The 5,356-nt window shown below is 66.1% G+C and carries 6 protein-coding genes and 1 pseudogene; 5 read left to right on the plus strand and 2 right to left on the minus strand.

Going from position 1 to position 5,356, the window contains the following annotated elements:
- A pseudogene (locus VGG53_RS02950) lies at positions 1 to 190 on the plus strand (6-phosphogluconate dehydrogenase (decarboxylating)); the annotation flags it as partial.
- A 14-nt stretch (positions 191 to 204) separates the two neighbouring features.
- On the opposite strand, the gene VGG53_RS02955 reads toward VGG53_RS02950, so the two are convergent.
- On the minus strand, positions 205 to 1,086 hold the full coding sequence (locus tag VGG53_RS02955; protein ID WP_331516500.1) for an alpha/beta hydrolase: 882 nt from the start codon (positions 1,084 to 1,086) through the stop codon (positions 205 to 207).
- A 136-nt stretch (positions 1,087 to 1,222) separates the two neighbouring features.
- On the opposite strand from VGG53_RS02955, the gene VGG53_RS02960 reads away from it, so the two are divergent.
- From VGG53_RS02960 to VGG53_RS02975, 4 genes are read left to right on the plus strand one after another with little or no spacing between them, the layout of a single operon-like run.
- The gene (locus VGG53_RS02960) at positions 1,223 to 1,696 is read left to right on the plus strand and encodes a VOC family protein (protein WP_331516504.1); all 474 of its coding nucleotides are present in this window, start codon (positions 1,223 to 1,225) and stop codon (positions 1,694 to 1,696) included.
- 30 nt (positions 1,697 to 1,726) lie between these two features.
- Positions 1,727 to 2,287, plus strand: a complete 561-nt coding sequence (locus VGG53_RS02965; protein WP_331516501.1) for a mammalian cell entry protein — start codon at positions 1,727 to 1,729, stop codon at positions 2,285 to 2,287.
- Positions 2,284 to 2,784, plus strand: a complete 501-nt coding sequence (locus tag VGG53_RS02970; RefSeq protein ID WP_331516502.1) for a hypothetical protein — start codon at positions 2,284 to 2,286, stop codon at positions 2,782 to 2,784. The genes VGG53_RS02965 and VGG53_RS02970 overlap by 4 nt, the downstream gene beginning before the upstream one ends.
- A gap of 21 nt (positions 2,785 to 2,805) precedes the next feature.
- Complete coding sequence (locus VGG53_RS02975) at positions 2,806 to 3,705, plus strand: alpha/beta hydrolase (RefSeq protein ID WP_331516503.1); 900 nt, start codon at positions 2,806 to 2,808, stop codon at positions 3,703 to 3,705.
- A gap of 355 nt (positions 3,706 to 4,060) precedes the next feature.
- Here the strand turns inward: VGG53_RS02975 and VGG53_RS02980 are convergent, their stop codons facing one another.
- Positions 4,061 to 5,347, minus strand: a complete 1,287-nt coding sequence (locus VGG53_RS02980; RefSeq protein WP_331516505.1) for an HNH endonuclease signature motif containing protein — start codon at positions 5,345 to 5,347, stop codon at positions 4,061 to 4,063.
- Positions 5,348 to 5,356 lie beyond the last annotated feature (9 nt).

Genomic DNA, 5,356 nt, shown 5'->3' on the forward strand with positions numbered 1-5,356 from the left:
CCACGTCTCGGATTCCGGCGAGGGCCGCTGGACCGCGATCGCGGCGATCGACGAGGGCGTTCCCGCGCCGACGCTGACGACCGCGCTGCAGTCTCGCTTCGCCTCGCGCAGCCTCGACGACTTCGCCAACAAGGCGCTGTCAGCCATGCGCAAGCAGTTCGGCGGACACGCGGAAAAGCCGGCGAACTAGCGGGGTCAGCAGGTTTACGACGGCCGAGTCGCGAACGTGACCACGACGTCGCTGAAGGCGTCGTTGTCGTCGCCCGCCGCGGTGTGTCCGGCGTCGGACAGCTCGACGAACTCCGCGTTGGGCACGGTGTCCAAGAAGTGCCGCACGCCTTCCGGGCTGACCACGTCGGAAAGCTTGCCGCGGATCAGCAGTACCGGGATGGTCAGGTCGGCAGCCGCGCGTTCGAAGCTCTCGGTGCGCAGCTCTGGGTCGTCTCCGGGTTTGGTCATGAAGGACGGATCCCAGTGCCAGTACCAGCGGCCGTCGCGCAGTCGCAGGTTCTTCTTCAGACCCTCCGGGCTGCGCGGCCTGGTCCGATGCGGAAGATATGCGGCAACGGCGTCAGCGGCCTCGTCGAGCGAACCGAACCCGTGCAAGCCGCTGAACATGAAGTCACGGATTCGGGCGCTGCCGTTCTTCTCGAACCGCGGGACAACGTCCACGAGTACCAACCGGGTCACCCGTTGGGGTCCGGCCCGGTCCGCGACGAGGATGCCGGTCAGTCCGCCCATGCTCGCACCGATCAGGATCACCGGCCGGCCGATGGCGTCGAGCACCTGCATGACGTCACTGGTCAGCGTCTCGACGTCGTAGTCGGCGTCGGGCGCCCGGTCGCTGTCGCCATGGCCGCGGCTGTCCAGCGCGACCACGTGGAATCCTTCGTCGGCCAACACCTGGCCGGTGTTTTTCCAGGAGAACCGATTCTGGCCGCCGCCGTGCAGCATCAGGATCGTCGGCCGATCGGCCGCCACGTCGGCGCCGCCCGCTGATTGACCGAGCCACTCGTCGGCGACCAGGGTGACCCCCTGAACACCGGAGAACTCGACAGTGCGTGGAGTGTTGCGGACGGACGTCACGGGCAGCTCCTTGGCCGGATGCAAGGCTTCGTCGCCAGGCATTACCCGCCTGACGTTACAGCGGTGATTTTTCGCCGTCGCGACGGTCTGTCCGGGTGAGACCGTTGTGACCACACCAACCATCAAGGAGGCGGCCATGCCCTCGATCACGCCCACACTGTGGTTCGACCACAATCTGGAGGAGGCGGTGACGTTCTATGCCTCGGTTTTTCCGAACTCGCGCCTCGAGGACCTGAATCGCAGCACCGACGCCGGTCCCGGCGAGCCCGGGTCGATTCTGTCCGGCACCTTCGTGCTGGACGGCAACCGGTTTATCGGGATCAACGGCGGTCCGCACTTTTCGTTCAGCGAGGCGGTGTCGTTCACGATCGACTGCAAGGACCAGGACGAGGTCGACTACTACTGGAACCGGCTGACCGACGGCGGCGAGGAAGCGCCGTGCGGCTGGTGCAAAGACCGGTTCGGCCTGAGCTGGCAGGTAATTCCAAAGCGACTCTATGACTTGGTCAGCCACCCTGACCCGGCCCGCGCCACCGCCGCCACCCAGGCGATGTATGGCATGAGCAAGATCGTCATCGCGGATCTGGAGAATGCGGTGGCAGCGGTCTGAGCGCTCGCATGAGCACGTACGTTGGAAAACATGGCGGACGATGCTGCTATCTCCGGCGGGCCCGATGCCCCGGCGGACGTCGTATACCTCCGGCCGGCCCAACCCCCGGGACAGGTTGAACGAATAGCGCTCATCGCCGGCCTGGTCGCGGGAGTGTTCTTGGCGGGGTTGGTGGGTTGGCTCGGTTTTCGGACCTACGAGGCGCAGAATCGGGAGGACGAGCGCGATCGTTTCGTGCGAGCCGCCGCGGACGTCGCGGTGAACCTCAGCACAGTCGACTATCAGCACGCCGACGCCGACGCGCAACGAATCCTGGACTCCGCGACCGGCAAGTTCGCCGACAGCTTCGCCCGCCGCAAGCAGTCCTACATCGACACTGCGAAGAACACACGGACACGATCGCTGGGTGCCGTCACCGACGCCGGGCTGGAATCGCAAAGCGGCGACCGGGGCCGGGTGCTGGTGGCGGTGACGGTGAAGTCCGCTGATCCTGCGCAGGCCCAGCAGGAGCCGCAGTTCCTGCGGATGCGGATCACCGTGCAGAAGGTGCGTGACGGTGCCAAGGTCTCCGACGTCGCATTCGTCTCATGACGCAGCAAAGATCTGTCAACTGGTCGCGCGTGTTGGTCTTCGGGTTGCTTCCCGCCCTCGCGTTACTACTGGCTATCGCCGCCGGCCTGCTGAAGTGGAAAGACTCCTCGATTCGCGACATCGACCTCGCCCGCAGCCAATCAGTAGCGGCCGCAAGGGATTCCACCGATGCTGTGCTGACGTTTCGGTACGACACGGTCGACCGCGACGTGGCAGCCACCCGGGAGCGGCTGACCGGTGGTTTCCTCGATACCTACACGCGCCGGGCGCAAGAGGAGCTCATTCCCAATGCCAAACAGCAGCGTGTCGTCGCGACCGCCAGCGTGCCCGCGGCGGCGGCGGAGTCGGTGACCCCGACCCACGCGGTGGTGCTGCTGTTCGTCAACCAGATCGTCAAGATCGGGGATGCGCCCGCGACCGGCGACGATTCCAATGTCCGGGTGACGCTGGACAAAGTCGGTGAGCGTTGGCTGATCTCCGATTTCGACCAGTACTAATCGCCCACGGAAGATCAGGTGATGACCGGACCGCGCTGGATCGATGTACAAGCTCCGACCGTGGAGTTGAAGGCCCTGACATGGGGGCCGCCCGACGGCCCAATCGCGCTGTGCTTGCACGGATTCCCCGACACCGCTTACGGCTGGCGCAACTTCGCACCCCGACTGGCAGAGTCCGGTTGGCGGGTGGTGGCGCCGTTCATGCGCGGTTATGCGCCGTCGGCGATTCCTTCGGACGGCAGCTATCACGTCGGCGCGTTGATGCATGATGCTCTGCGGGTACGCGAGGCTGCCGGCGCCAGCGACCGCGACGTGGTGATCGGCCACGACTGGGGTGCGATGGCGGCCAACGGCCTGGCCGCGGTCCCCGACAGCCCATTCGTCAAAGCGGTGATCATGTCGGTGCCGCCGGCCGCGACGTTTCGGGGACGGGTGCCCGATGCCGGCCGGTTACTGGCGCAGCTCCCGCCTCAACTGCTGCGTAGCTGGTACATAATGTACTTCCAATTACCTTGGCTGCCAGAGCGTTCGGCCTCCTGGCTGTTGCCGCGGCTGTGGCGACGATGGTCGCCGGGCTACGACGCCAAAACGGATCTGCGCCACGTCGACGCCGCGATCGGCACGCCGGAGAGCTGGCGCGCCGCGCTCGGGCCCTACCGCGCAGCGATCCGCAATACCCGCCCGCCTACGCAATACCGCGACCTGCACCGGCATTGGACGTCACCGCCGAAGCTGCCGAGCCTGTACCTGCATGGGCGCGACGACGGTTGCATGACATCGGCTTTCACCCGTTGGATTCCGAACGCTCTTCCCGACGACAGCGACGTGGCGGTCGTCGACAATGCCGGACACTTCCTTCAGCTCGACGAGCCGGACAAAGTCGCCGACCTGGTGTTGGGGTTCATCGGCTCGGCCGGCTAGGGGTCTTCTTCGTCGTCGTTGTCTTGTAGGAGTTTTTCGGGGTGGTGGTAGGTGTTAGTGCGGGGTTGGCCGCAAACCTGCGAATTACACTCTAGCTACCTGGGACGGCAAAGTGAGACGCGAGTAAAACTCGTTGTGCACCAACGAATTACGCTGTTGAGCCGCCACCCCGCTGGCGCATAATTACCGTTACCGGGTGGCAAGCGGCGCTGGGGAGAGGGACAACTGGAACCACTGCTAGCCGCAACGCTTTACGGCACCTCGTCGTCATTGTTAGTGCGCACGTCAACGAGGACCTTGATGAGGGTCCTGGGTATCGGGTCGGCGGCGGTGCGGTCCTGGTTGTCGGCCTTGATTACCAAGACCCGGTAGCAGCGGGTAGCGCGAACGAATCCAGCGATGCACGCGGTGGTGGCTGGGGCTGGAAGGGTTGGTACCACCACCAGTCGGCGCGCTCGCCGGTGGGCCCGGGGCAGGGCGGGACGGCGGGTGGGGGGTGGTTGGGTGGACGTGCGAGCGATCCTGCGCTGAGCGGTCGGCCGGTGCTGTCGGTGACGGTGAGGTCGTCGGCGGGTCCGGTGATGGTGATGACGCCGCGGTGGTGGGCCCGGTGGTGATAGGGGCATACCAGCACCAGGTTGGCCAACTCGGTGACACCGCCGTCTTGCCAGTGCCGCAGGTGGTGTGCGTGCAGACCGCGGGTGGCCCCACAGCCAGCAACCGCGCAGCTGGGGTGGCGGTGCTCAAGGGCGCGGCGAAGCCGCCGGTTGATCACCCGCGTCGTTCGCCCGGCGCCGATGACCTGCCCGTGACGTTGGAACCAGACTTCACAGGTGGCATCACAGCTCAGGTAGCCGCGGTCGGCGTCGGACAGCAGCGGACCCAGATGCAGCGCGGCGGCGCGCTGGGCCACGTCGAGGTGCACCACCACTGTGGTGTGCTGCCCGTGTGGGCGCCGTGTCGCCTCGAGGTCCCATCCGGCCTCGACCAGGCGGATAAACGCCTCGACAGTGCCAGGCAACGGCGGCGCGGTATCTGATGTGGGCTCGCCGTTGGGGTGATCGTGCTTCCACTGGGCGATCAGCCCATCACGATGAGAGGCCAGTGCCGCGTCGAACTTGGCCGCATCCAGGTGCGGAAGTGTGATCCGCCAATAGATGAACTCCTGGCCGTAGGTCTTGGTGATCGAGGGCTGCGGTTGCGGGCCAGGATCGGGTTGGGGTCGCGGTTCTAGCTTGACCGCGGTGCGCAGCTGGTTGACCGTGGCGACCCGCGCCAGCTCCGCGTAATGCTCATCAGAACCATGGCCGGCGCGTGCGGCGATGACGCCGACCTGATCCAGTGACAGTCGACCCTGGGCCATGCCTGCCGCGCAGCGCGGAAATTCCTGCAGCCGGTGCGCCACGGTGGTGATCGTGTGGGCATTTGCCGATGACGAGCCCAGCTTCCAGGCCACCAACGCCGCGATCGAGCGTGCGCCGGTGGCGCCGCAGAGCTCGTCGCGATCCAGCTCGGCCACGATCTGCACGATGCGCCCATCGATGGCGTTGCGCTGACCGGCCAACTCCGCCAACTCCTCGAACAACACCTCAACACGCCCGGCACGGCTCACCGCCGCGGGAGGCGATGCGGTCAAGGACATGACGTCATC

The organism is Mycobacterium sp., assembly GCF_036490025.1.
Lineage (GTDB): Bacteria > Actinomycetota > Actinomycetes > Mycobacteriales > Mycobacteriaceae > Mycobacterium.